The organism is Streptomyces sp. NPDC030143, from assembly GCF_055573695.1.
In genome coordinates this window covers 18,875-42,304 of record NZ_JBVIAY010000036.1, presented here as the reverse complement: position 1 = coordinate 42,304, position 23,430 = coordinate 18,875, and the positions used below count along the sequence as shown (strand labels likewise).

At 68.2% G+C, this 23,430-nt stretch carries 23 protein-coding genes and 5 pseudogenes; 10 read left to right on the top strand and 18 right to left on the bottom strand.

Features of this window, described 5'->3' with window-relative positions; genetic code table 11:
• Window positions 1-167 precede the first annotated feature (167 nt).
• On the bottom strand, window positions 168-584 hold the full coding sequence (locus tag ACZ4YY_RS35140) for a nuclear transport factor 2 family protein (RefSeq protein ID WP_468299143.1): 417 nt from the start codon (window positions 582-584) through the stop codon (window positions 168-170).
• Between the two features lie 338 nt (window positions 585-922).
• Window positions 923-1,654: a hypothetical protein gene (locus ACZ4YY_RS35135; RefSeq protein WP_468299141.1), complete on the bottom strand. Its 732-nt coding sequence runs from the start codon at window positions 1,652-1,654 to the stop codon at window positions 923-925.
• Window positions 1,655-1,850: 196 nt separating this feature from the next.
• On the opposite strand from ACZ4YY_RS35135, the gene ACZ4YY_RS35130 reads away from it, so the two are divergent.
• Window positions 1,851-2,255 (top strand): DUF6896 domain-containing protein, encoded by a 405-nt coding sequence (locus tag ACZ4YY_RS35130; RefSeq protein ID WP_468299139.1) that lies wholly within the window; start codon window positions 1,851-1,853, stop codon window positions 2,253-2,255.
• Window positions 2,256-2,259: 4 nt separating this feature from the next.
• On the opposite strand, the gene ACZ4YY_RS35125 is transcribed toward ACZ4YY_RS35130, so the two are convergent.
• The 3 genes from ACZ4YY_RS35125 to ACZ4YY_RS35115 form a co-directional block, all read right to left on the bottom strand.
• A protein-coding gene (locus ACZ4YY_RS35125; RefSeq protein ID WP_468299137.1) for an IS5 family transposase occupies window positions 2,260-3,067 on the bottom strand; the annotation gives its coding sequence in 2 pieces (ribosomal slippage) (window positions 2,260-2,728 and window positions 2,727-3,067; 810 coding nt in all).
• Window positions 3,057-3,962: a replication-relaxation family protein gene (locus ACZ4YY_RS35120; protein ID WP_468299135.1), complete on the bottom strand. Its 906-nt coding sequence runs from the start codon at window positions 3,960-3,962 to the stop codon at window positions 3,057-3,059. The genes ACZ4YY_RS35125 and ACZ4YY_RS35120 overlap by 11 nt, the downstream gene beginning before the upstream one ends.
• Before the next feature lie 555 nt (window positions 3,963-4,517).
• A complete protein-coding gene (locus ACZ4YY_RS35115; protein WP_468299133.1) occupies window positions 4,518-4,730 on the bottom strand; it encodes a hypothetical protein in 213 nt (70 codons plus the stop codon).
• A gap of 587 nt (window positions 4,731-5,317) precedes the next feature.
• On the opposite strand from ACZ4YY_RS35115, the gene ACZ4YY_RS35110 reads away from it, so the two are divergent.
• The 3 genes from ACZ4YY_RS35110 to ACZ4YY_RS35100 all read left to right on the top strand — a co-directional run bounded on the left by ACZ4YY_RS35110 (window position 5,318) and on the right by ACZ4YY_RS35100 (window position 7,070).
• The gene (locus ACZ4YY_RS35110; protein ID WP_468299131.1) at window positions 5,318-5,803 is read left to right on the top strand and encodes a WapI family immunity protein; all 486 of its coding nucleotides are present in this window, start codon (window positions 5,318-5,320) and stop codon (window positions 5,801-5,803) included.
• A 391-nt stretch (window positions 5,804-6,194) separates the two neighbouring features.
• Window positions 6,195-6,437, top strand: a complete 243-nt coding sequence (locus tag ACZ4YY_RS35105) for a hypothetical protein (RefSeq protein ID WP_468299129.1) — start codon at window positions 6,195-6,197, stop codon at window positions 6,435-6,437.
• Between the two features lie 72 nt (window positions 6,438-6,509).
• Entirely contained in the window at window positions 6,510-7,070 is a 561-nt protein-coding gene (locus tag ACZ4YY_RS35100) for a transposase (RefSeq protein ID WP_468299127.1), read from the top strand.
• Window positions 7,071-7,144: 74 nt separating this feature from the next.
• On the opposite strand, the gene ACZ4YY_RS35095 is transcribed toward ACZ4YY_RS35100, so the two are convergent.
• The 6 genes from ACZ4YY_RS35095 to ACZ4YY_RS35070 all read right to left on the bottom strand — a co-directional run bounded on the left by ACZ4YY_RS35095 (window position 7,145) and on the right by ACZ4YY_RS35070 (window position 12,654).
• Window positions 7,145-7,537 (bottom strand): hypothetical protein, encoded by a 393-nt coding sequence (locus ACZ4YY_RS35095; RefSeq protein ID WP_468299126.1) that lies wholly within the window; start codon window positions 7,535-7,537, stop codon window positions 7,145-7,147.
• Window positions 7,538-8,023: 486 nt separating this feature from the next.
• On the bottom strand, window positions 8,024-9,487 hold the full coding sequence (locus tag ACZ4YY_RS35090) for an MFS transporter (RefSeq protein WP_468299124.1): 1,464 nt from the start codon (window positions 9,485-9,487) through the stop codon (window positions 8,024-8,026).
• Between the two features lie 227 nt (window positions 9,488-9,714).
• On the bottom strand, window positions 9,715-10,548 hold the full coding sequence (locus ACZ4YY_RS35085; protein WP_468299122.1) for a transposase family protein: 834 nt from the start codon (window positions 10,546-10,548) through the stop codon (window positions 9,715-9,717).
• 72 nt (window positions 10,549-10,620) lie between these two features.
• Window positions 10,621-10,935 carry a hypothetical protein gene (locus tag ACZ4YY_RS35080; RefSeq protein WP_468299120.1) on the bottom strand — a complete coding sequence of 105 codons (315 nt, stop codon included), beginning with the start codon at window positions 10,933-10,935 and terminating at the stop codon, window positions 10,621-10,623.
• 559 nt (window positions 10,936-11,494) lie between these two features.
• Window positions 11,495-11,722 (bottom strand): hypothetical protein, encoded by a 228-nt coding sequence (locus ACZ4YY_RS35075; protein ID WP_468299118.1) that lies wholly within the window; start codon window positions 11,720-11,722, stop codon window positions 11,495-11,497.
• Window positions 11,723-12,207: 485 nt separating this feature from the next.
• Window positions 12,208-12,654: an ATP-binding protein gene (locus tag ACZ4YY_RS35070; RefSeq protein WP_468299116.1), complete on the bottom strand. Its 447-nt coding sequence runs from the start codon at window positions 12,652-12,654 to the stop codon at window positions 12,208-12,210.
• A gap of 212 nt (window positions 12,655-12,866) precedes the next feature.
• On the opposite strand from ACZ4YY_RS35070, the gene ACZ4YY_RS35065 reads away from it, so the two are divergent.
• Window positions 12,867-13,232 (top strand): STAS domain-containing protein, encoded by a 366-nt coding sequence (locus tag ACZ4YY_RS35065; RefSeq protein ID WP_468299114.1) that lies wholly within the window; start codon window positions 12,867-12,869, stop codon window positions 13,230-13,232.
• Window positions 13,233-13,359: 127 nt separating this feature from the next.
• On the opposite strand, the gene ACZ4YY_RS35060 is transcribed toward ACZ4YY_RS35065, so the two are convergent.
• Window positions 13,360-14,619, bottom strand: a complete 1,260-nt coding sequence (locus tag ACZ4YY_RS35060; RefSeq protein ID WP_468299112.1) for an MFS transporter — start codon at window positions 14,617-14,619, stop codon at window positions 13,360-13,362.
• 167 nt (window positions 14,620-14,786) lie between these two features.
• Window positions 14,787-15,213: pseudogene (locus tag ACZ4YY_RS35055) on the bottom strand (transposase); the annotation flags it as partial.
• Window positions 15,214-15,402: 189 nt separating this feature from the next.
• Here ACZ4YY_RS35055 and ACZ4YY_RS35050 point away from each other — a divergent pair.
• Window positions 15,403-15,827 (top strand): annotated as a pseudogene (locus ACZ4YY_RS35050) (DUF6233 domain-containing protein); the annotation flags it as partial.
• Between the two features lie 677 nt (window positions 15,828-16,504).
• Here the strand turns inward: ACZ4YY_RS35050 and ACZ4YY_RS35045 are convergent.
• A complete protein-coding gene (locus ACZ4YY_RS35045) occupies window positions 16,505-16,903 on the bottom strand; it encodes a winged helix-turn-helix transcriptional regulator (protein ID WP_468299110.1) in 399 nt (132 codons plus the stop codon).
• A 144-nt stretch (window positions 16,904-17,047) separates the two neighbouring features.
• Between ACZ4YY_RS35045 and ACZ4YY_RS35040 the strand changes: the two genes are divergently transcribed.
• From ACZ4YY_RS35040 to ACZ4YY_RS35030, 3 genes and pseudogenes are all read left to right on the top strand, one after another.
• Window positions 17,048-17,893, top strand: coding sequence for an NAD(P)H-binding protein (locus ACZ4YY_RS35040; protein ID WP_468299109.1), 846 nt, complete (start codon window positions 17,048-17,050; stop codon window positions 17,891-17,893).
• A 279-nt stretch (window positions 17,894-18,172) separates the two neighbouring features.
• A pseudogene (locus ACZ4YY_RS35035) lies at window positions 18,173-18,680 on the top strand (transposase); the annotation flags it as partial.
• A gap of 283 nt (window positions 18,681-18,963) precedes the next feature.
• Window positions 18,964-19,875, top strand: a complete 912-nt coding sequence (locus ACZ4YY_RS35030) for a helix-turn-helix domain-containing protein (RefSeq protein ID WP_468299107.1) — start codon at window positions 18,964-18,966, stop codon at window positions 19,873-19,875.
• A 16-nt stretch (window positions 19,876-19,891) separates the two neighbouring features.
• Here ACZ4YY_RS35030 and ACZ4YY_RS35025 read toward each other — a convergent pair.
• The 3 genes and pseudogenes from ACZ4YY_RS35025 to ACZ4YY_RS35015 form a co-directional block, all read right to left on the bottom strand.
• Window positions 19,892-20,134 (bottom strand): annotated as a pseudogene (locus ACZ4YY_RS35025) (DUF6308 family protein); the annotation flags it as partial.
• 111 nt (window positions 20,135-20,245) lie between these two features.
• On the bottom strand, window positions 20,246-21,397 hold the full coding sequence (locus tag ACZ4YY_RS35020; RefSeq protein ID WP_468299105.1) for a GDSL-type esterase/lipase family protein: 1,152 nt from the start codon (window positions 21,395-21,397) through the stop codon (window positions 20,246-20,248).
• Between the two features lie 58 nt (window positions 21,398-21,455).
• Window positions 21,456-22,004 (bottom strand): YciI family protein, encoded by a 549-nt coding sequence (locus tag ACZ4YY_RS35015; protein WP_468299145.1) that lies wholly within the window; start codon window positions 22,002-22,004, stop codon window positions 21,456-21,458.
• A 315-nt stretch (window positions 22,005-22,319) separates the two neighbouring features.
• On the opposite strand from ACZ4YY_RS35015, the gene ACZ4YY_RS35010 reads away from it, so the two are divergent.
• The gene (locus ACZ4YY_RS35010; protein WP_468299103.1) at window positions 22,320-23,096 is read left to right on the top strand and encodes a class I SAM-dependent methyltransferase; all 777 of its coding nucleotides are present in this window, start codon (window positions 22,320-22,322) and stop codon (window positions 23,094-23,096) included.
• 33 nt (window positions 23,097-23,129) lie between these two features.
• Here the strand turns inward: ACZ4YY_RS35010 and ACZ4YY_RS35005 are convergent.
• Window positions 23,130-23,329 (bottom strand): annotated as a pseudogene (locus tag ACZ4YY_RS35005) (ATP-binding protein); the annotation flags it as partial.
• Window positions 23,330-23,430 lie beyond the last annotated feature (101 nt).

The following is a 23,430-nucleotide window of genomic DNA, read 5'->3' as shown; positions in this document are numbered from 1 at the left end:
CTGCACGAAGGCCCACTCGGCATCGGACAGTTCATGGCGACGTATCACCCGACCATGATCCCCGACCGAAGATCATTTGACGACACCCCCTAGGGCGCGTATCAAAGTGTGATGCCGTTGGCCGCGAGGAACACCATGGTCCATCTGCCCAGCTCTTAACCGCTGGCTCAGCCGCCGTGAGTGCCGTCGCCGGTGTCGAGGAGCCCTTCGGTAACGAACGTGGCGTGAGCCGCAATGATCTTCCAGCCTGCCTGGTCACGGGTCCAGGTTCGGGTATAACGCATCCGTGCGACCAGTGGCTGCCCGCCGATGGAGCCCTCCAGCGTGCCGAGGAACCAGGTGACTCCGGTGTGCGCCGTAGCAAACACCCGGAGGTCCTCCTCCTCGAGGCGGGTCAGCACCTGGTGGCCTGTCTCGTGAGCGCGTAGGTCGTCGCGCTTCGAGTAGAGGTTTCCGTCCGGACCGGTGAACTGTCCCGTGTCGTCGATCAGCTCGGTCAGTGCATCGACATTGGAGGTGAGCTGGGCGGCTTGCAGGCGCCGTTCGGCTGCGCGGAGACTTTCGGTGTGATCGTCGTTCGACATCTGCCCACTATGGCGGCCCGACCGCCGAGGCAAGTTCACGTTCTGCTCTCGGCAGATCCACGGAGAGCGAAGGCAGCAAGGGCGAGTTGAGAATGTGCAGGTCACAGCCACTCGTTGATGGCTGCGACGAGAACTGTTGCCTCGTAGCGGACCGCGGGCTTGTGTCCGACGTAGAGCGCCCCGATGAGGCGAACACCCCGGTCACGGGCCCTCGAACAGGAAGAACAAATAGCTTACGGCTGGTGGGCATGGCCCCGGGCGTGCTGTGTGGCCTGGGGTCTTTTGCTGCCCGGGGAGGCATCGCACTGGGCGGCCTTGGCCTCGACGAAGCGGCAAGGTCAGAACAGCTCCCGGAGCCTGTTGAGATCGATGACGTCATCAGCGGGCGGCGCCTTGACGGCGATCGGCTTGTTGTAGTCCTTCACCGTCGACTCGAAGGGGTAGTCGCCACCGCTGCTGGTGTATTTCAGAATGTACGGCTGACCCTCGGCTGCGACGTACCACCTGTCGGTGACCCCAGCCTGTTCCCTGGTCAGGGTGATCGCCGACTGACCATCGACCTCAGCGGTGCCAGCTTTCTTCAGGCCACCCGTCTTCAGGCCGTGGTGCCAGTAGTCCACATCGCACCACCGAACAAGACCAAGTGCGTCGGCTCCCGCAGGGGCCTTCAACCAGTGGTCCTGCATGGTCTCGACCATGCGCTGCTCCGCCTGATCGTCGCTATCCCACCACTTTGCGTAGTTACGCCAGAAGGCGTCGTTACCCATCGTGTAGGTGGTATCACCGATCTTGATGAACTGGGCGGATCTGTCGTCGGTCTCGTCCGTGCCTCGGCAATCGCCTTGCTTCTCTATGGACACGTCCATTCGGTAGTCGCCCAGATCGCTCACGCCTTTGGCGTTGATCCGGAAGGAATCCGCGTTCCTGCTGGCATCGATCGCTTTCTCTGCGATCTCCTTCGCGGGGAGGGCCTCGATGTCCTGCGCAGTCGTACCGACCGTAAGTCCGCCAAACGCCACCACCGCCATGACAACCCCAGCCCGCCTCGCGAGGAGCTTGCCCTCAGCCATCATCGTCTCCCCTCGCTGATCTGGCCCCTCTTCCACGATGTGCTGCCCTCCAAGCCTTCGCCACCTCGGGCTCGAGGAGACACAGAGAGCCATGGTGACCAGTCATTTACTGATCGTTTCAGAATGCCGTTCCTTCGGCGACGCTGGCGCCCCATGGAACAATCCCGTCAGCCACAGACTCAGGGGGTGACGCCGTATGGAACGGGTTGAGGCTGCACGAGACCTCGTGCTCGGTTATGTCCGCGCTCTGAACACGATCAACGAGGCCATGAGAGCAGAAATCCCCTCGCTTCAACGGCTGTCAGATGTCCTCGGTCTGGTCCGTTCAAGCCGCATCATCAGCCGGAGTGGGCACGCTGGCGCATACTCCTACAAGGTTCATGGGGCAGGGTGCCGCTTCGTGAGCGACAACGACACTGAGGTCGATGTGGACTTCGAAGCCGGCGGAAGGGAAATCTTCGATCTCTGGCGGCTGCGCGGGTATGGGCTGAGCCTGCCGGAGCCTCTTGACGTCACGGACGACGAACTGCGATCCGCAGTGCAGTCGCTGCAACCGCTCCTGGCCGAGGTGCGGCCGGGGTGGTTCGGCGTAGCCAGCTGATCGCTCAGGAAGAGGTTCGTAGGCGGCGGAGGCATATGAGGCTGCAGGCCAGTTCAAGCAGGCCCTGGTGGAGATCGGCGCGTCGTTCGTAGCGGGTGCGGAGCCGTTTGAACTGGTGCAGCCAGGCGAATGCGCGCTCGACCACCCAGCGCACCTGGCCCAATCCGGAACCGTGGGCGACGCCGCGTCGCGCGATCATCGGCTTGATGCCCCGCTTCCACAGCAGGCGGCGGTACTTGTCAAAATCGTAGCCCCGGTCGGCATACAGACGCCGTGGCTTGAGGCGGGGACGTCCCCGCAGACCCCGAATCGGTGGGACTGCGTCCAGCAACGGCAGGAGCTGGGTGATGTCGTGCCGGTTGCCGCCGGTGAGCGTAACGGCGAGCGGTGTTCCGTGACGGTCGACGATCAGATGGTGCTTTGAGCCGGGGCGGGCACGGTCGACGGGCGAGAGGCCGACATGGTCCCCCTTTGAGGGCCCGGACGTGCGATGCATCCACAGAGCAGTCGTCCAGGTCCAGCAGAGCGGCGCGGCGAAGCTCGGCCAGCAGGGAGGCGTGCAGGCGGGGCCAGACGCCGGCCTCGGTCCAGTCACGCAGCCGGCGCCAGGCCGTCACCCCGGAGCATCCCACTGTCTCCGCAGGGACATCGCGCCAGGCGACACCGGTCCGCAGCACGTACAGAACGCCCGCGAGTGCCACTCGGTCGGGAACACGCAACCGCCCGGGGTGGCGTCGCCGCCGTTCGGGAGCGGGCGTCAATAGCGGGGCCACCCGCTCCCATAGATCGTCAGGAAGAAGATCAGCACGCATCCCGGACACCCTGCCGACCAAGATCACCGAGCAGGTGGGCGGCCGCCGCCGCGGTGAAGGTGTCCGCCCTCCAGGGCGTTCCGATCCCCGGCTGCGGATGGTGGGCCCGGCCGGAAGCCGGGCCCACCATGCTCACCGTGCCTTCGGCAGCGCGGCCGGGGAACAGCGGCTCTCGCCGCAGCCGTTGCCGACGACCCACCACACCGGCCCATCGGCCCCTTCCCGGGTCAGCAGGGGCAGGGTCGTGGTCGCCACGATCATCCGGTATTTCACGTTCGATCGACAGACGGCAGGCGCGATCGTGGAAGGCGGCCTCCCCCGTTGCCGGGGCCGCCCGGCGCGGGGCGGGGGCGAAGACGAACAGCACCGGCGGGAAGGGCCGGTCCATGGAGGGCCCGGCGTAGGTCTCCTGCCAGTGGCTGCGCGGGGCGCGGGCGGCGTTCCCGCGCCCGGACGGCGGCGCGTTGCGGTAGGCGTCGTAGCGCTCCAGCTTGGCGACCAGGCGGGCGTAGGACATGGTGCGGTCGATCTCCACGAACGCGCTGGAGCCGCGTGCCAGGAACACCACTCCGTCGGGCACCAGGTTCCCGGCTGGGGTGGGGTGGGGGACTTCCACCTGCCAGTCCGCATAGTCGGCCACCTCCGCCTGGTGGAAGGCGACGACGGTGTCGACAAGGGCGAGGCCGTGCTCACGCAGGCCCGTCTTGCTGGAGGCGATGCGCTTGCCGGTGGTCCGGCCGGCCGTCGGCGCGAGCTCACCGGAGGCTGCGGCTTCTGCGAGGCCCGCCGGGGTGCAGTACCAGTAGCTCTGCTGGGCGCGGTGGGTCCTGCCGACCAGAGCCGGGGATTCGTCCAGCAGGGTTGCGCAGCGCGCGACGGACGTGGTCGGTGGCATGCTGGTGCGGCAGCAGCAGTGCCTTGAGCTGGCGGGGTGTGGCAAGGCGTAGCTGGGCGAGGGTGAGCAGGACCTCGCCTCGGATATCCGCTCCGGCCTTCGTCGCCGCGGCCTTGCGGGCCCGGGACGCTTCTCCAGGTACATCGGTACGGGGAGAAGAGGAGTTGCAACCATCCGGAGCGGGCGAATCGGGGGTCTGATCAGTGACAACGGTCAGACGGCGGCTCGGGGCTGTGGGGCTGGGAACGGGGCTTGCCGTGTGGCTCACAGCGGGGCCGGCGTCGCAGCGCCGTCCGACCCGGTCGGCAGGGTTGGCGGGTTGGGGGCGGTGGTCATCGCGTCCTCCGTCTCTCACGGCCGGACGCGGCCAGAATCGGTGACAGGGTCCGGCCCGCACGCGCCAGGCGTACGGGCCGAAGCCACCGTGAGAAAGCGCCCCTTGTCTGCGGTCTGTCCATGCCGCCCGCACGGTGTCCGTTTTGACCCTTGACCATCCTCTTGTCCAAACGGTTCGTCCGTGACCAGGACCACATGAGGCAACCCGGCCGCAAGGGTTCAGCGACCTGACTGGGAAACGCCCTGCACCAGCTGGACGACGACGTCCAGGATTCCCTGGCCGAACGCCGTAGGAGCGATCAGCACGCCGAAGACCAGCACGATGACGACAGTCAGCTTCTCGTCGTTCCGGCTTCGGGCCTGTGTACGCCGACGCAGCCTCAAGATGATGATGACGGCCAGCAGAACCGCCACATTGATCGTCAGAACCACCCGGCCAGCCCTCCCCATCAGGCACGAACGTCCGCCGACCTGTGTAGCCCGACCCACTCCAGGCGGTGACCCGATCCCTGATCGTTGGCGGCATAACGCTTCTGTCCGGCTGAATTCACGGCCTTGACCAGCCCATACCGTCGCGCACCGGACCGCATCGTCGAACGCACCGCGCGGGGCGGTGCGCACCTGATGCGGCGCACTGCCCGGCGGTGCGGTGCGTCCCAGCCCGGCGATGTACTCAAATCCCCCGCCGCCGCACCAGTGCACGGCTCGGACGCGCGCGGCGCGATACGTCGTGCACGATGCACCGCACTCCCGAACCCGACCGGTGCTCACCCAGTGAGGCTTCGCCAACCTGAAGCCGCAGGTCAAAGGGCTTGTGGCTGACCCTCGGGGTGCTCACGCTGGTCGTGGGCGGGAGTCCACGGACGAGTTCATCTGACGGCGCCGGGCTTGTCTCTGAAACGGAAGGCAGTCCAGGCGGGTGCTCTGACCGGTGCACCTGGGCTGGGAGGCAGTCCGTCCTGCTGGCCAAGGACGTAACTCACTGACTGTGCCTGTTCAGCACATGACATTCTGGCTCGGTGTTCCTGAGTGATCCCGCAAGCAGTGTCGATTTCCGCCCCGTGCGCTATCAGTTCGCCGCGGTCCGGGGTGACTCGTTCGACGACAACTGGCTGGTCATTGCTGGCACAGTGACGACTCCGGAGGGCAGCTGGTCGTTCGTCGATCCGTTTTTGCTCACCCGTGAGGCACGCGAGGTGGCCGTGTGGCTGCGCGCGGTGGCTGCGGGGGCGGTGGCCGTAACCGCACCTGATGCCGAAGGCGAGCTGTCACCGGACGTTTCGTTCATTGAGCCGCTCGTGGCCCTCAGTCTCGCCGGCCGGAGCGAGGGTGAGGCCGCGGTGATTCGCATTCATCTGTCCTTGCAGGCAGCGCCCCCATGGCAGCAGGGTGACGACCGGGCTGGCATCCACCAGTACGTCGTGGAGGTCAGGATGGACGCTGCGGCGCTGCTTCACGCGGCTGAGCAGTGGGACCTCGCTCTGACTTCCCTCCCGCCCCGCTGATCACCGTTCATGCGCGATAACCCGACGTGCATTTACGGAAGATCCACCTCAGCCGGGGTGGCCACCAGACACTCCCCGTACCGCTGATTCCTGCGCGCAGTGCCCGGGGAGTCTTCTACGATCCGGTGCATGCTGGATCCCGAGCTGCTGGAACGGATTACCGCGCGGCAAGCGGAGCTGGATGAACTCGAAGGGCAGCTGGTTGACCAGCTGGCGGAAGTACGGACCGAGCGGGATGAACTCGGCGTCGCCGAACGCGTTCTTGAACGGGTGACCGAGCAGCTGGCTGAGGAGCGTTCCTCAGCCCTCCTTGCGTCGGTCTGTGAGGCCACAGCGAAACCAGCCTGCCATCCCTTGGCCGATGCCGGGGCAGGTGGGTGGCCGGGCAGTGATGCTAGTCCCGCATCGCGAGCCGGGCGTGGAGGAGGATGCCCTGCCATGGGACTACCAGCGCATCATCGCCGCCGTGCGACAGGCCGCCGGGCCGGTCATGGCCCGCGAGGTCGGCGAGGTGGTGGGGGTGGATGTCAGCGTGAAGGCCAAGCTGGAACCGCTGCGCAGCAAGCTGATCAAACTCACCGATCGCGGCTGGCTCCGCAAACTGCCCGACGGCCGGTTCACCACCCGCCTGTGACCAGCAACACCGCCACTCGGAGCGCTGCGGCACGACCGTAACCAGAGTGCAATCGGCGGCCGTTGGAATCGTGTGACGAACACCAAGGAGCACGCCGAGGACACCCGCCCGCTTATCTACCAGTGCCGTCTTCCGCTGTCCGCGCACACCGTCAACCACCTCGCCGATCCGCTCAGGCGCCATCTGAAGGCGAGTGGGTTCCGGTGGCGGACTCTGCCGCCGGGGAAGATCGCGGTGATCGTCCTAGCCGTGCTGCGTCACGACCAGCGCCTGGCCGACATGGCCGGCGGCAACGATGTGTCCGAGTCCACCGTCCGCCGCTGGCGCGACGAGCTGATCGGGCTGCTCGCCGCCCAGGCGCCGCGTCTGGACCGTGCCCTGAAGAAGGTCACCAAGCAGGGCGGCGAAGTGGTCCTGATCGATGGCACCCTCATCCGCGCCCAACGCCGCACCGGCAAGGCTGACCGGCGGAACTGCTCTGGAACGCACCGCAGCCACGGCCTGCACTTCCTCGCCCTGAACCGACGAGAAAGGCCGCCTGATCCGGATACCGCCGCCCGGCCCGGCAGCACCCGTGGCGTCCACTGCCCGCCTGCCGCACACGGGGTGGCTGGCAGGCGAGTCACTCGCTGATTGCGAACTCGGCCGCTGAGTTGTGTTCCTCTGCCGCAGGCTCGCGGTTGTGTGTGCGGCCTCTGTTGTTCGGGTCAGGAGGTGGGAGGGACGGCGCTGTTGAGAGGTTCCAGGTCTCCGTACAGGGCAGCGTGGAGCGCGGCCGCGAGTTCGCGGGCTCGTCCCTCGCTCGGCACGTCGTGCATCATGAAGTAAACCGGTCCTGTGTAGGCGTCCGTCCCGGCCTCACGGTTGTGGACCAGGCGGACGATCGCGGCCCGGATGGCGTCGTTCACGGTGTCGTCGACAACGTGTCCAGACCCGGCGGTGAGTGTGTCTGCCTTCACGGTCCACCGTGGACCCTCGGATTCGATGGCGATGAACACGGCGTTGTGCGCCATGGCCTGCCTGTATGCCTTGTGGAAGGCCCCGGTGCCACTGGCGACGGGGATGAGGTGGGCGGGGCACGGAACAGGCAGCGGCTCCATGAGGGGATTGTGCAGGAGGCCAGGAACGTTCACGTCCGCTGACACTCGGATCGTCCGGGTGGCTGCGGCGGCCAACGCGCGCCATCTTGGTGTGCACCGCGCCAGGTGGCGAGTGCACAACATCGTCGGTCCGCGCACGGTGCGCACCATGAACTGCATCGCCCGCCGCGCGGCGGGCGATGCAGCGCACCGCCGATATCGGGTGCGCGCACCGGATGCCGGGATGTCCTGCACTGAGCCTCCGCCAACTTGAAGTCGCTGGTCAAAAGGCTGGTGTGACGGTATTCCGGGGTGCTCGCGCTGGTCGTGGACTGGAGACTGTGAAGTAGATCATCTGCCAAAGCTGTATCGCATTCCCTTTCCGCTGATCACCGTGCCATGGGATGCCTGGGGGCGGCGTGGCCGTCAGGCAAACTAGGCGGCAGTACGGAAGCGGTGGTTGGTACGGGGGAGGCGTGATGGACTCGGTGTGGGGCGTCGTCGGCCTTACCCTGGAACGCCGTCGTTGACCTCGTCGCGAGCCGCGGGCGCCGCGCTCTTCTGCTGGCTGGCGGTCCTGGTGCTGCGGAGACCGAAGGCGGAGACCGCCGTTCCCAGCAGCACCATGACCACCGGGACTACGAGGGCGGTGCGGTAGGCGTCCAGCACCGCGTCCGGTGAGCCATCGGTGCCGGCCGCAGCGATCCCGTGCACTGCGGTCACTGCGGAGATCCCGACCGCTGAGCCGAACTGGGTGAACGTGTACAGCAGCCCGCCGGCCAGGCCCTGCTCCTCCTTGGCCACGCTGTCGGTCGCCGCGATGGTGAGCGGACCGTAGGCGAGGGCGAAGGCGGTGCCCGCGATGATCAGGCTCGGGAACATCGTCGCGTAGGACCAGTCCATCTCGACCAACAGGAAGAGCCCGTAGGCCACGATCGCCAGCAGGAAGCCTCCAAAGATCACCCGGCTGTTGCCGTAGCGGTTCACCAGGCGCGGGGTGAGGGTGGGCGCCAGCACGGCGTCGCAGCCCATGACGATCAGCGCGATCGCGGCCTGCAGGGAGGACCAGCCGCGCAGCTCCTGCAGGTAGAGCGTGACGATGAACTGGAAGCCGAAGAACGCGCCCAGGAAGAGCAGGGCGCCGAGGTCGGCCCGTACCATCGCGGCTTTGCGGAAGATCTCCAGCCGGACGAGCGGCGCTTTGGCGCGCCGTTCGATCACGATGAACGCCCCCACCAGCGCCAGCCCGGCGGCGAGCGCGCCGAGGGTCAGCCCGAGCCCTTCGCCGCGGTGCTCGAGCCGGACGATGCCGTAGGCGAGCAGCAGCATCGCGGCGGCGGCGGTGGCCGCGCCGACCAGGTCGTAGCCCTGTTGTGCGGGCTCGGGGCGGGCCTCGGCCGGCAGCAGCCTGAGCGCCGCGAGCAGGATGGCGCCGGCCAGGAACATCGGGGCGAAGAACACCCAGCGCCAGCCGAGTTCGGTCAGCAGCCCGCCGATGACAAGGCCCAGCGAGAAGCCGCCGGCGCCGACTCCGGCGAAGACCAGCAGGGCCTTGTCGCGCTGCGGCCCCTCCGGATACGAGGTCGTGATGATCGACATGGCGGCGGGAGTCATGAAGGCCGCCGCCACGCCGGTGATGAACCGGGCCACGACCAGCATCCAGCCGTCGGTCGCGAAGCCGCCCAGCATGGAGAAGACCAGGAAAACGCCCAGCCAGGTGAGGAACATCCGCCGCCTGCCCAGCAGATCGGCGGCGCGGCCGCCGAGCAGGGTGAAACCGGCGTAGCCGAGCACGTAGCCACTCATCACCCACGCCGCGGTGCTGGTGCTCAGACCGAGATCGGCGCGGATGGTGGGCACGGCAACGGCCAGCATGGCGACGTCGCTGCCCTCGAGGAAGATCGTTCCGCACAGGACGAGTAGCAGGGCCCAGGCTCGTCCGCTCTTGCGGGCCGTCGGGATGGTGGACACGGATCCGCTCTTCACCTGCTGAGTCGCTTGGTCATTTCCGGTTCGTCAGCGACGGACACTGTCCGTCGCGGAACCTGCGCGAGCCCGGCCACGTCACCCGTGCCCGCCCGTTGAACCACCCATCCCGGAGCCTCCACGGTCGCCATGGCCGCGACCGTACCGAGCAACAAGCAACCGAGGCCACACCTTTTGTCGTGGGTGGTCAGTGCAGACGTTAATGAAGAAGCTCACCGGTTGACTTCAAGGTTCGTCAGGGCGAGCAGGGCGCGCAGGAGGTGGGTGGCGCGGACGGGGTTCGCGCGGAGCTTGGTGAGAGTCCGCCAGTTCTCGAGGTGGGCGAAACCATGCTCAACCGGTACGCGGCCGGTGGCGAGGACGCGGTTGGCGACCCTCTGACCGGTGGTGAGCTTGTGGGCGCGGGTCGCGGTGAAGCCGGTAACGATCACAGGGTCGCGTATGTCGTTGTCCAGGCCGCGGAAGCCGAGGTCCGCGAGGGCCCCGAGGCCGACGGCGCGCAGGTGAGTCACGACGTGGTCGTGGCGGGCGGCGGTGATGTCGTGGGTGCGGCCGGGCCGGGCGGCGGATATCCAGATCAGGCGGCCTCTCTCGTCGGTCAGGGCGAGGAAGTGCAGGCCGTGGCGGCGGTGTTTACCGGAGTAGTTCCGTCGGTCGGCTCTTCCGGTGCGGCGCTGGGTGGGAATGAGGGTGCCGTCGATCAGGACCACCTCACCGCCCCGTTTCGCGATCTTCCTCAGGGCGCGGTCCAAGCGAGGGGCCTGTGCGGCGAGCAGTCCGATCAGCTCGTCGCGCCAGCGGCGGACGGTGGACTCGGAGACGTTGTTGCCGCCAGCCATGTCGGCCAAGCGCTGGTCATGGCGCAGCACTGCCAGGACGATCACCGCGATCTTCCCTGGCGGCAGGATCCGCCACCGGGACCGTATCGCCTTCAGGTGGCGGCGCAGCACGTCGGCGAGGTGGTTGACGGTGCTCGTGGACAGTGACAGACGGCATTGGTAGACAAGCGGGCAGCTGTCTTCGGTGCGTGCTTCGGTTCTCGTCACACAGCTTCACCGGCCGCCGAGGGCAGCCCGGTTACGCCCGTGCCGCACGGCTGCGGGTGGCGGCGTCCCAGGTCACAGTCGGGTGGTGAACCGGCCGTCGGGAAGCTTGCGCAGCCAGCCGCGATCAACGAGTCTGACCAGCTTCCCGCGCAGCGGTTCCAGCTTGGCCCGCACGCTGACGTCCACGCCCACCACTTCACCGACCTGCCGAGCCATGACCGGTCCGGCAGCCTGCCGCACGGCGGCGAGGATGCGCTGGTAGTCCGACGGGAGCGTGCTCTCCTCCACGTCCGGCGCGCGATGCGGGATCAGCGTGACCGACCGACCACCCACCTGGCCGGATACCGGCGCGGCCGATGCGTGCTCGTCGGCTAGCTGCTCGCTCACGCGCTCAAGGACGCGTTCGCGACGGCGAGTTCGTCCCGCTCGGCCCTTACTTCCGTCAGTCCTTGGCCAGTCGCTCTTCGCGTTCATCGAGTTCCGCGCGCCGCGCGGTGATCCGTTCCAACAACTCGGGATCCATGCACCGGATCGTAGAAGGCCACCCGGACACAGCGAGCAGGAACCTGCAAACCGACCCCTGACAAACGATCTACTCCTCAGACAGCCCCCCATGACCAGCGCGAGTACCCCGAGAACCGGTCACACCAGGCCTTTGACCTGCAACTTCAAGTTGGCGTCCTGCACTGGGGTCACGGCATCGAATCGAGCATCCCCGAGATCAGCACGGCCGTCTCCTTGGCCGTCATCGGCGCAGTGCTCACGGTCACGACCGTGGCGAGTGTGATCAGGTCCCGACGTGATCCGACAGCCCGGGCACACGCCGGCGCCGTGCTCGGCAGCCCAACCGGGGCTGTCGGCCACGACAGTCGCAGCGATCGGTGAGGCACCACTGCGCCCTGGGGTGGCGCATGGCCCGCCACCTCCTCACCCACACCCTGGACAGTCAGGGCAGGATCTTGATCGCGCTTTGCCAGTTCAGCCCGAGGGGCTGCTGGATGGCGATATGAAGAAATCCCATGGCCTCCAGCTCCCGAGCTCTTCGCAGGGGTCCAACGTCGAACGGGCGCATCGCGCCGGAGCGGACCAATTCCGCGATCTTGTCCTTGGCGGCCGAGTCGTCTCCGGCGATCAGGACGTCGAGTGGGGAGTCATGGCCCTCGCCTGTCGTCAACGGACCGGCGAGGGTGGTGTTGAACGCTTTGACGACCTTTACGTTCGGGCCGACGATCTGCTGGATTTCCCCCTACTTGCTTGGCGCCCTGATCAGAACGCAACACCCCAGCGAGTCATACGAGTGAGCCGCCACAAACCGAAGACTTCGATGGCAGCCGTGATCATTGCGAAGGCGACGGCTCAGTCGATCGACTGCGCGTGGATCAAAGAAGGTCGCGCTCGTGCCCCGGGCGACACAGCACGGCGGGTTGTGGAGTCGGCGAGGCCGCTCCCGCCGACAACCACACGATGACGAAGCCAGGCAACACGCCTCGACTTGACTCAGAATCGAGTGGGAACAAGCCCAGGTCTGTTGCCCGCGACGCCTCCGGCCGGTGGCGGCACCCCGCACGCTGGCACCGCGCCCGCCCGACCTCGCCCCCTGCAGCGCGCCGCTTTGCGGCAGGCCTTCAGGGAAGGTGGGGCAAGAGGGGAGGTCGGTTGCTACTGGGGGCGGCGTCCGGCGACGTCCCCTCCGGGGTCGTCGGGCAGGGCGATGCGGGCGGTGATGCGTTTGCCGACCGGCTCTCGCTGGACCTCGAAGCCCTGCGCGACGGCCATGACGATCTCCAGGCCGTGCTGACCGACTCTGCCCGCATCGGCGGCCCGCGCCACCGGCAGGACGGGATCACTGTCCCACACGGCCACTTCCACCACGGCGCCAATGACGCGCAGTTCCATCAGCACGGGGCCAGGGGCGTACTTGCGGGCGTTGGTGACGAGTTCGCTGACCACCAGCTGGGTCAGGTCCATCGCGCGAGTAGACACCGGCAGGCCGTGCTCCGCCTGGACACGGGTGAGGAAGTCCACGGCCCGGTGGCGTGCCTCAGCGATCACGTGCCCATCGCCGTCCAGGGCGACGGTGTCCTGTATCTGAGGGGAGTCCGGCATCACGCTGCCCTCACCCCCGGGGACTGATTCAGCCGGGTCCACCCTAGTTCCCCCTTCACACGTCCTGCGTGTACCCGGCACTCTGCCTCACATGTCCCGTGAGAACCGCATAACGGGCCGCACGCGTGTTCGCCGTAGCATCGAGGCAGGCTTCCGGCGCGCTATCGTGCCGGGACCTTGAGGTCCCATCAGCGAGCGCAGTTGAGGAAACGGTGACAGACACACACGGAGCAGCCCGGCCCGGCCAGCTGTCGATCGGCCACACCGCCATCGACGGCATCCGGGTGGTCACCGTGCGCGGCGAGATCGACCACCTTGTCAAGGACATGCTCAGCGAGGCACTGCTGTCCTACGGCGGCGCGACGCCGCCGCGGACGGTGGTGGACCTCAGCGGCGTGACCTTCATGGATTCCAGCGGTATCAACGTCTTCGTCGCCGCCCACAAGAGGATGAGTGATGCTCGGGGGTGGCTGCGTATTGCCGGCGCCCAGGAGTCGGTGCTGCGGCTCCTTGAGATCGTCGGCCTGGACGAGGTCATCGGCTGCCATTCCACCGTCGAACAGGCCCTGACCGCCTGACCCGTGCGGTGCCGGGTCACGGCGTTCTACCCGGCTTCCTCGTTTGGGGCATCCCGTCGGCGTGAGCGCCGCTTCACGGCGGCGTCCAGCTGATGCCCCACCGGTTCCGCACGACCGTGACGGCGGCTCAGCCCATTTTGCGCCGGATCGCTGTGCCCCGGGCGGGGTTCGCCGCTGACTCCGCAGCCGACGACAACTCCCGGCGCCGGAAAGTACCCGCAGCCATAGTCAGCGGGCCGATCAACAACACGAGCACCGCGACAGCGCCAAGCGCGACCGGCAGGCTGGCCAGCTCGGCGACCCCGCCCACCATCGGAGGACCGAGCAAGAACCCGCTGTAGGCAATGGTTGTCGCAAACGCAACCTCGCGCTCACCACCGCCCCCATCGGCCCGTCGCCCGGCCGCGCCGCTCAACTCCATGACGACGGGTGACGCGTACGCCAAACCGACACCAGCGACAGCGAAGCCGGCGAAGGTGAGCGCCGACGACGGCGCCACGACCGCGGTGACCAGCCCCAGTCCACCGATCACCGCACCCCCGATGAGCATCCGTGGTGCGCCCCAACGACCCTGGATCGCCTCACCGCACAAGCGGGTGCACGCCATGGTGACCGAGAAGCACGAATAGATCAGGGCACCGGTGGCCTCGCTGAGACCCCGCTCCTGCACACCGAACAGCGCCGACCAGTCCGCGGCCGCTCCTTCAGCTATCGAGGCACACAGGGCCACGCCGCCGAGCAGCCACAGCGCAGGCCGCCTGAACGGTGCCCGCCCGGCGCGCCAGCTCTCTGCGGGCACCCTCAGTAGTTCCTCGACGGGAATCCAGCGGGCGATGCCGACGGTGACGCCGCCACAGATCACCGCGACGATGACAAAATGACGGCTCGGCGCCAACCCCTGTCCGGCCGCGACCGCAGCGCCGACCGAACCGGCCAGCGTGCCGAAACTGAAGGCCGCGTGGAACAGCGGCATAATCGACCGGCCGGTCCGCCGGGTCGCTGTCACACCGGCCACGTTCATCGCCACGTCCATCACGCCGACCATGGCGCCGAGAACGATCAGCAGCAGGCCGAGCGTCGCGGGCGACCTCGCCAGTCCCAGAGCCGGAAGCATCGCGGACCCGGCAACGCCGGCCACCGTCATCACGACGCGAGCACCGAACGCCGCGCACAGCCGACCGGCGAGAATCGAAGCGGCGATCATACCTACGCTGGCACCGAACAGCGACAGCCCCAGCGCACCCTCGCCCGCACCGATCTGCGCGGCCAACGCCGGCACCCGAGGGGCCCACGAGCCAAGCAGCGCGCCGTTAAGAACGAACGCACCGAGTACCGCAATGATTCCCGGGTCCCGGCCGCCGGCTCGGTCCGGATGGTTTCCAGGCATAGTCAGCACCGTCCCGGCCCGGTCTTGGTCGAGCCACGATCGACCCGGCGCCGTGGCCACGTGCGGAGATCTGCGTGGCTCACCCCGATGGAACGAAGCGTAGGTGCGCAGGAACACCCGCCGGCCGCGATAGACAGGTTCGCGCCAAGAAGATGGCTGGTCGGAGGCCGAGCTACGATCGGTCGCATGCCCTTGGGCCAGCCGTCCAGGAGCTTGCCGGTGAGTTCGGCGACCCAGGCCCCGTCACGGGCCTCACCGTCGGTCTCGACGGCCGGTGTCCAAGCCGAGGCGGGGACTTTCAGAACGTGTTCGTGGATCGCTTCGGTGACCGTCATGCCGACCGAGTACGACAGCCAGCGCCCCCGCTGGGCGAGCCAGGACACGAAGTCGTGGGTGCCGCCGGCGGAGTCCGTGCGGATCAGGGTCTGCCGCCCGCGCCGGTAGTGCTTTGGCAGCTGAGCCAGGGCGAGTTGGGCGGCGGTGATGTGGTCGGCTGCCGTGTTCGAGCCCGCGTTTCCCGGCCTGAGGAGGGCAGCGAAGGGTTCACCGGTTCCGCCTGGTCCGTGGTCGAGGAACCGTCAGGGGGTGATGGTTCCAGACGGGCCTCCCGCTGGCGCCCCGGACGTGGACTGCTCGGATTTGTCAGGCCCCGTCTGGGTCGGCCCCGACGACCCGCACCGCCTTGACCGGGACAGTGACGGCATCGGCTGCGAGGCCAACTGATCCGCTGAAAGACCTGCGGTGCGAATAGCACACGCTGCGAATACTGCCATCCACCAGTTGGACAGCGGGGTGGAGGCAGCGGAGTACGGGGGGTGGGTGCGCGCCCCCGACCACGGCCGGCCAGTCGAAGGCGTCGACTACGACCAGGTCCTCACCGAGAAGCTGGAACGGTTACCACAGGCGGTGGTCCCAGAGATCCTCGGGAAGCGTCGGCCTTCGGGCTGGGTGCTGGCGAAGGTGCGCGACGGCCGCGGGGAGGGCGGGCCCGGTGGGCTCGGGCCCGGCCTGCTCTGTCCTGCACGCACCGGACTGCGAGGAGGCGCCACATGGTGCGCCGCTGCTCGCTGTGGACCGTTGCCCTGGACGCGGCAGAGCATCCGGGGACCCGGCTGTGCACGCTGTGCGGAGCAGGCCAGGAGCTGACGCCTCTGCTCCGTACACGGATGCGGCGGCGTCGGCGTCGGCGAGGCTGGCGCAAGAGTTGATGCAGGAGATGTCGCTGCGCGCCGAGCCGGAGCACGGTTCGAACAGCAGCACCCTTGCCTCGTGGCAGCTTCGTACGACTTCCCCCAGGACCTGACCGACGCCCAGGACGAACTCCGTCAGGTCCGCGCTGATCTGCAGACGGTCTACCGGCGGGTGCTGTGGTCGACCGAACCGCTGGGACGCGTGGGAGACACCCGAGAACGCCTGGCGGCGCTCATCCCGCCCCGCCTCCCCCGGCTACCCAGGACGCGGCGGAGATCGCCCGGCTACGGGCGCGGGAAGTCGAACTCGCCACGGCGATCGTCACGCACGTGTACTGGAGCGAGTTCGCCCCGGCCGACGTCCTCGCGGCCCGTGACGCGCTCAAGCACCACCACGAACAGCAGATGGCCGACGCCTCCAGCTAGCCGACCATGATCGTTATCACCGGGATTTCCTGTACGCCCCGGCCGACGCCACCCACTGAGACCCGTAGTGACCCGGATCGTCGCCACACCAGCGGCAGCCGTCAGGAGAGCGATTCTGCGACGCCCATCGGCGCTCCCGTCGTGCGTGAACCCGGCCTTGAGCAGGGTCGGGCAGGCTCTTGAACTCGCTGCCCTGCTCTTCGCCCCATTGCTTGCGGGATCAACCAGGTGACAGAAGTTTCAACAAGGATCGGCCTTTCGCCGACGCGCTACCGGGCCGGATCGGTGTCGTAGTCGTGACGGGCCTGCTCGACCTTGTCAAGGTTGCCGGCTGCCCATTCGGCGAGATGCGCGAAGAGCGGGGCGAGGCTGCGTCCGAGGTCGCTGATCTCGTACTCGACCCGAGGGGGGACCTCTGGGTGGTACGTGCGCACGACCAGGCCATCACGTTCCAGTTGCCTCAGCCGCTGGGTCAGCACCTTCGGTGTAATCCTGGCGATCCGCCGTTCCAGCTCGACGAACCGTTGCCGGCCGTGCGTGTTGAGGGTCCACAGGATCGGCGTGGTCCACCGGCTGAACACGATGTCCACGACCGGGCCGACCGGACAGGCGAGTTCCGGATCGATCTCAGTGGGGGCCGTCCAGGTGGCGTTGCCGGGCATACGCATCCCTTCAGCATAGTCACTTTCCTGTAGGTACCTACTATACCGACGGTGTTAGCGTCCCCGTGTCGCTCGGAGAGCAGCCTTCTCCGCGGCGGCCTCGCCCGCTCGGGCGACGACAACCATGCTGAATCGACACGGGAGTTGTTCATGATCGTAGTGACGGGGGCGACCGGTAACGTCGGCCGTTCGCTCGTGCAGGCCCTCGCGGCAGCCGGCGAGCAGGTGACCGCAACCTCCCGGGGCATCTCGGACGCGGACGTGCCGGAGGGCGTCCGGCATCAGCAGGCGGACCTGATCGATCCTGAGAGCCTTCGGCCCGTTTTCGAGGGCGCCGACGCGCTGTTCCTGCAAAGCGGCGGCCCCAGTGCGCACCTGCTGAGCCCACGGGACATCCTCGACGTCGCCCAGGCCGGCGGCGTCGGACGTGTCGTCCTGCTGTCGTCTCAAGGCGTCGCGACCCGGCCGCAGTCGGCCTCTCACGGGGGCACGGGACGCTCCATCGAGGACGCCGTCCGGCAGTCCGGCATGGACTGGACGCTCCTGCGGCCCGGTGGCTTCGACTCCAACGCCTACGCCTGGGCCGAGTCGGTCCGCGCCCGACGGGAGATCGCCGCGCCGTTCGCCGACATTGGCCTGCCGACCATCGACCCGGACGACATCGCGGAGGTCGCCGCTGCGGCCCTGCGGGAGGACGGCCACGCCGGGCGGATCTACGAGCTGACCGGGCCCGCCCTCAGTACTCCCCGCCAGCGAGCCGGGGCCATTGCCGACGCACTCGGCGAACCCATCCGGTTCATCGAGCAGACCCGCGACGAGGCCAGCGCGCAGATGCAGCAGTTCATGCCGGAGCCCGTGATCGAGACCACGCTGACCATCCTCGGCGAGCCCACCCCTGCCGAGCAGCGCATTAGCCCTGACGTCGAGCAGGTCCTCGGCCGCGCGCCCCGCACCTTCGCCGAGTGGGCTCAGCGCCACATCGCTGCCTTCCGATAAGACCCGCGGCCCCGGCCATGGCAATCCTGGTCGATCCATCACCCAGTACTGCCGACCGCCGCACTCAGACAGTCGCTCACCTTGGGCGGGGAATCGGCGAGCAGGTGTGGGGAAGTGCCGAAGCACAGAGTGGGGAGTCCACTCTCGAAGAACTGCAACAGGTCGGCAGACGAAGATGGCCACCGTCGATCATCGTGAGTTGTGTGGACTGACGATGAGACGGAGGCCGCAGGTCACAGCACAGATCCCGCCCGGTGACGGGAGGCGTTCGAGGTGGCCATGGGCCGGATCGCGAGCCGGTTCGCCCGGTACAAACCCCGTCGCGGGTTGGGAGGTTGGTGGTGGGCCTGCTGTCGGACCTGCCATGCAAGAACTGCTGGACGATCGTGGAGTGGGCCGGGGAAGCGAGTCCGCACGGCATGCAGCTCCGCTGTGCCGGGCCGTCTGGGATGCCGACGCCGTCCGCGATGACGTCCGCGAGTACGTCGTCGAGCACCTTCACGACGACGCCGCGGTGCTGGTCGTAGACGAGACCGGCGATGTGAAGAAGGGGGCCCACCGGGTCCGCTGGGTCACCCTCGCCATGCTCGCCCACGCCTTCCTCGCCGTCGAACACACCCGCCCGGCCTCCGACGACCTCACTCCGCTGACCTGCAACGAAATCCAGCACCTGGTCATCACGCTCGTCGTCCAGCCGCTGTCCAACGTGGCCCACCACCTCAGCTGGTCCGAGTGGAGACGACGTCATCAAGCCCGGGCACGCACCAGTCACTACCGGCGACAAGCCAGGTCGCCGGTGAGGCGAAGGTGCCAGCACTGCGTGTGCAGCGTCTCCGTGCTCAGCGCATCACCGACCGGCCCGCCGGCGGGCGAACCGTTGCCCGCGCAGTTTCACATTCTCGCTCGCGCACATCGTCGTGAGCCAGGGCTGCCGCCGGTCCTCACGGGCTCCTGTGGACTTGCGTGACCGCCACGGCAAGCGGCAGAAAACCCTTCGACGTCAAGATCCACCGGCTCGAAGTGCCCGGGCGCTTGAGTCTCCAGCGACTGGAGGGTCCAGGATCTCGCCCATGGACGACGAACGCCCCGACGTGCTCACCATCGGCCAGCTCGCGCACCGCACCGGACTTTCGGTGCGTACCCTGCGCTTCTGGTCGGACGAGGGAGCGGTGCCGCCCGTGGCACGCTCCGCGAGCGGTTACCGGCTGTACGGCGCAGAGTCCGTGGCCCGCGTCGAGCTGGTCCGCACTCTGCGGAAGCTGGGCCTCGGGCTCGACGACGTGTGCCGGGTGCTGAGCGGTCGGACCACGGTCGCCGAGGTCGCCGACGCGCACGTGGCCGCGCTCGACGCGCAGATCCGCTCGCTCAAGGTGAGCCGGGCGGTCCTGTCCACCGTATCGAAACGGGGTTCGACTGCTGAGGAGACAGCACTGATGAACCGGTTGGCGCGGCTTTCCGCCGCCGAACGCAAGCAGATCATCGATGAGTTCAAGGAGGAGGTGTTCGGCGGTCTCGACGTCGAGCCGCGCCTGCGTGACCGCCTGCGCACCCTTAGCATCGATTTGCCCGACGATCCCACACCCGAGCAGGTCGACGCCTGGATCCAACTGGCTGAACTGGTGCGGGACCCCGGCTTTCGCGCCCGGTTGCGCACCTGGATGGAGCTCAACACACCCGTACCGGGGCAGCATCGTCCCCCCGGGGCGTCCATCTGGTGGGCCAGGCAGGTCGTGCAGACCGTCGCGGAGGTCAGGAAACGCGGGGTCGACCCCGAGGGACCGGAGGCGGCCGAGGTGCTGCCTGAGCTGTTCGGTGACGCCGATCGGACCGCCGTGCTGCGCAGCCTGGAGGCCGGGATCGAGGCGGGGGCGGAGCGCTACCGCAGGCTTGTCGCCCGCGTGCGCGGGCAGGATTCGGCGCCCGACGCGACGGAGGAGCTGGAGTGGCTGGCGCGGGCCCTGCGCGCAGCAGACCAAGCCTGACCGGGCTCACCCGCAGCGCACTCACCGTCTCGGGTAGCCCCGCGGCCTGCCTCAGTTCCAGCAGTTGGTGGTGCAACGCGGCGTCGTCCTCGGGCAGCGCGGCATGGAGAGCGAGCCAGAAGGACGGTGGCCGAGCGACGGCACAGCGGACGACTCGGTCGTAGACCGGGAGCAGTCGGGGACGCTTACGCGCCAGGACCTTCCCCGCGCGCGCAACCGCTGCCCCAACGGCGACAACGACGTTAGGTGGAAGAGACACACGAACCCATCCTTCATAAGGCGAGCAGTGGCCTGAATCCCCCACCGCCCATCTCCGGCCGGAGGAGCGTGGAAGCTCCACACCTGGTGCGGGGTGTGGAGCCCAGCTCACTCAGCGGAAGGGACCGTCGGTCGCGAAGGCGTGGGCTGCAAAGCGCTTGCCCATTCGACGGTATGCGGCGGCGGTGGGGTGAAGGCCGTCGGCCAGGTCATCTGCCTCGTCCGGGCCGAGCAGCTCGCGTCCGTCGAGATAGTGCAGGTGCGGATCGGACGCCTGTCGTGCCGCAGCGATCCGGGCCAGTTCGGCACGGACCACCGCCAGCGACAATGCCCCGCCGGCCACATCAGCCGGATCGCCCAGGGCAGCGAGCCTCCCGTCCGGGCCGGTCGCGGTCGGGCCGGGGGCCTCCTCCAGGGCCGGACAGCTCACCGGAGAGATCAACAGCAGCGGGGTGTCCGGATGTCCATCCCGGATCGTGTCCAGGAATCCGTGTACCGCCGGGCCGAACGTCCGCAGCCGGAAGGCGGACAGGCTCACGATGTTGATGCCCACCTTGAGACTGATCAGGTCGGCGGGCGTATCGCGGATCGTCCGGGCGACATAGGGATCCAGCAGCGCGTTGCCCGCCTGGCTGAGGTTGATCACCTCCACCCCTCCGAGCGCAGCTGCCACCACCGGCCAGGTCCCTGTCGGGCCGTCAGCCTCGATGCAGTGGCTGATGGAACTGCCGTGGTGCACCCAGCGGCGCCGCCCGTCCGGCAGCGGTGCCAGTACGTCGCCGTCAGCGCGCAGTGCCACCAGTTCCGTTGGGGTCTGCTGTGGCAGCCACAACTCGACGTCCTTCATGACGGCCGGCAGCCCGGTGAATCGTACGGTCCCTGGCTCGCCTGGGATGAGTCGCTGTACGGCCCCGGGGCCCGCCATCCGCAGCACGTTGCCCACCGGCGCCTGCTGACGCCCGGCCAAGGCGCCGTCCACCAGCAGCTCCAGCATCCCGGTCGGGCGAGGGTGGGGGTCGGAGTCGAGGTGGCCGGTGGAGGTGAGTACCTCGAACTCCAAAGCGCGCGCATCGGTGCGGAACACCAGCCGCACCCCCGAAGGCATCACGGTCACCCCGTAGACCGACGGGTCCTGGTACTGCTCCTTGGTCCATGCGGGCAACCGGCGCGGCATCACCCCTGCCTGTGTGGTCTCCAGGTCCAACGCACCCCGTAACTCCACCGGCCCGCCCACCAGCGGAACCGCCCGCAGCGCCACCGTCACCGCTGCTGTCCCAGGTCCATGTGGTCCGGAGATGACATCGACCCGGTGGATTCGTGGCTCATCGACGCCCGCCGAACTCCCAGTGGTGGACCTCGATGTCCGCGTACCGGTCCGGATTCAGGACGGCTCGTGCCGTGTCCGGATCGGGGGCCCTGAGCAGCACCGCCGTACCCAGCCAGGTGTCGCCGTCGTCGGACAGAAGCGGCCCGTAGGCGACCAGCTCGTCCCGGTCGAGCGGCAGGGCAAGGTCGGCGGCCGGGCCCTCGCCGAGGCCGAGCACCAGGTACCGGTTGCCACCGGTCCGGCCACCGGGAAAATCCCACATGGTGCGCCCCAGCACGTTCCGCCACCTGCGCAGCAGCACATCCCGGTAGGCGCCGGCCTGGTAGTTGGGCTCGTCGAAGGCGAACGCGCGGGCTGCGGCGGGATCGGGCAGGTCGACGATGTGCACGCTGCCGGTGGGTGTTTCACCGTCATCGGCGAAGGTCGGGCCGCGAGCGATCAGCTCCTTCGCGTACCGGTCCATGTAGGACCAGTGCTCCTCCACCAACTCCTCGCGTAACGCGAGGGAGCCGGGCCGGTCACGGTGGTAGCAGAAGAACTCCATGGCCACAGACCCTTCCCCATCAAAGGCACCAACTCAACTGGCTTTTGGCGACGACGACCAGCGCTCGGAACCAGGCAGCATCCCGTGAAACGGTGTAGCCGTCACGGCCGCGCGGTCGCAACCAAGTGGGTTGCGAACACAGCTGCTCCGCAGCCGAGTGACAGAAAACCGCATCCGGCGCCGACATCCCCGGCTCAGGACGGCCCACAGCCGCCCAAAGATGGGAGATGACGGTGCTGCCGTCAGTGAGGGCGTTCGTGCCGATCACGGGGATGACCGGCAGCACCGGGGAAGCAGGCACGGTAATCTCGGGCCATGCCCGAGACATCGGTGGCGCACTTCTACGACGAACTGGCTGATGACTACCACCTGATCTATTCAGACTGGGATGCGAGCATCCGTCGGCAGGGGGGCGCCCTGGACGCCCTGATCGGCCAAGAGTGCGCGGCGGTCCTCGACTGTTCCTGCGGCATCGGCACGCAGGCCATCGGCCTGGCGCTGCGCGGGCACTCGGTCACCGGGACCGACCTCAGCCCCCGCGCCGCCGCCCGCGCTGCCCGTGAGGCCGCCCGCCGGAACCTGTGCCTGCGCACGGCCGCTGCCGATATGCGACGCCTCCCGTTTCCTGATGGCCGGTTCGACACGGTCGTCTGTGCCGACAACTCGCTGCCTCACCTGCTGACTGAGCAGGATGTGCACGCAGCCCTGGCCGAGATGCGCCGCGTGCTGCGTCCCGACGGCCTGCTGCTGGTCAGCACACGCCATTACGACGACCTGCTGCGCGACCGCCCGGCCTCGACGCCTCCACAAGTCCACAGGAACGTCGACTGCGGCGACGGCGAAGAACGAACCGTCAGCTTCCAGCTCTGGCACTGGCACGACGACGGCGAGCACTACGACCTGGAGCACTTCCAGCTCCTTCCGGCAGGCGGAGAATGGCGCGTCCAGGTCCGCCGAACTACTTACTGGGCGCTCGGCGGGGACCGGCTGGCCGGCCTCGCAGCCGGGGCCGGGTTTGTCGACCCCGAGTGGCGGATGCCGCAGGAGACGGGCTTTTTCCAGCCGCTGCTCGTGGCCCGCGCCGGTGAGTAGGTGACTCCGTCTTTCGGCGTGGGAGGGCGGGTGTCAGCCCGCCTTGGCGGGTTCCTCGGCGCGTGCTCGGGTGGTGGCGAGGCGGTATGAGTCGGTGCCGGTCTCGATGATGGTGCCGTTGAAGGTGAGGCGGTCGCGCAGAGTCGGAGGTCGGTGAAGGTTCAGGTCCAACCGCCGAAAGACTCGTTGGAGGCCATGGCGACGCTGTTCTTCTCCTCGCGTTCGGTCAGCAAGCTGTCGGGCGTCGTCGCCGGACACTGGCCCCGCCGCCGCCCCCGCCCTCCTCCCCGTGCCCTTGCCCCTGCGGTCTTCCGGCTGCGGCGGCGGGGTCACG